Source organism: Christiangramia aquimixticola (assembly GCF_048285835.1).
Taxonomy (GTDB): Bacteria; Bacteroidota; Bacteroidia; order Flavobacteriales; family Flavobacteriaceae; genus Christiangramia; species Christiangramia aquimixticola.
This window is the reverse complement of sequence record NZ_JBLVTL010000003.1, coordinates 444,176-445,460: the sequence shown is the minus strand read 5'-3', so window position 1 is coordinate 445,460 and position 1,285 is coordinate 444,176. Positions and strand designations below refer to the sequence as shown.

Annotated in this window: 1 protein-coding gene and 1 pseudogene; both read right to left on the bottom strand. The window is 38.9% G+C overall.

The window, feature by feature from the left end; translation table 11 throughout:
- On the bottom strand, positions 1-996 hold a 996-nt coding region (locus ACNKXV_RS08910), incomplete at its 3' end, for an MFS transporter (RefSeq protein ID WP_417907359.1).
- Between the two features lie 27 nt (positions 997-1,023).
- Positions 1,024-1,285: pseudogene (locus ACNKXV_RS08905) on the bottom strand (sugar phosphate isomerase/epimerase); the annotation flags it as partial.

Here is a 1,285-nt window from a genome sequence, read left to right as displayed (position 1 = left end):
AAAATCGGTATAGATCTGTCCGGAAACAAAGAAGAAATCATAACAAATTCCATGTAAGGCAATTCCCGTTAGTAGCATGAAAATAAGCTCTCCGGAGTTTCCGTAAGCGAAGAGAACATATCTTAATGTCCAGGCAAGCATTCCGGCGATTATGGTCATTTTAAATCCGAAGCGTTTAAAAAAGAAGGGGAGGAGAAGCATAAAGAGAACTTCAGAAACCTGCCCTATAGTCATTAAACCGGTTGGATTTTCCACCCCGATTTCTGAAAGAAACGGATTGGTATTTTGATAATAGAATGCCAGTGGAATACAAATTAGAACAGATGCTAAAAAGAACATTAGAAAGTTTCTGTCTTTTAGCAGTCCAAGAGCATCCAGGCCAAGAGTTTCCACAATACTAACTTTTTTGGATTTGTCAGCCGTAGGCGGAGTTTTTGGAAGGGTAAAACTAAACAAGCCTAAGAATGCCGATGCGATACTAACCATAAGGAAAGTATATTTTAATAAGCCTTCCTGTCTCGCTGATGGGGCATCCCAAAAGAAAACGTAGCTTATTACCAGTCCTGCCACGATCCAACCGATGGTTCCAAACACCCTTATATATGAAAACTCCTTTGCGGGATCTTTCATTTGATTAAAACTTACAGAATTAACCAGGGCCAGTGTTGGCATGTATGCGATCATATATCCCAGTACCAATGGGTAAAAAGTAGCAAAATCTGTTGATTGATACATCAAATAAAGAAGGACTGCACCCACCAGATGTAAAATTCCCAGGATCCTTTCCGCATTAAAAAACCTGTCGGCAACCATTCCGATAATAAAAGGAGCTATGATGGCTCCCCAGGATTGAGTTGAAAAAGCGGTTGAAATTTGAACATCTGTGGCATTAAGGTTATAGCCAAGATAAGTTCCAAGGGTTACAAACCATCCTCCCCAAATGAAGAATTCCAGAAACATCATTAAGGAAAGTTGAAAACGTACTAATTTATTCATGTGATTTTAGGTTGATTTGTTTGATGGTTAAAGTTGAGTTCCTGCTTTAATTAGTAGGTCCCGGGTAGCATTAATACCTTCTTCAGGAGAAAGATCTTCTCCTTCGTATTCGATTCCTATATATCCCGTATAACCGTTTTCTTTGACGATTTGAAGCATTTTTTTGTAGTCTATCACTTCTTCTTCGCCGGTCTTATTGAATGTATAAGATTTCGCACTTACCGCTTTAGCATACTGCATTAATTTTTCCACACCTTCGTATCGAGGGAATTCTTCTATACATTCCGCA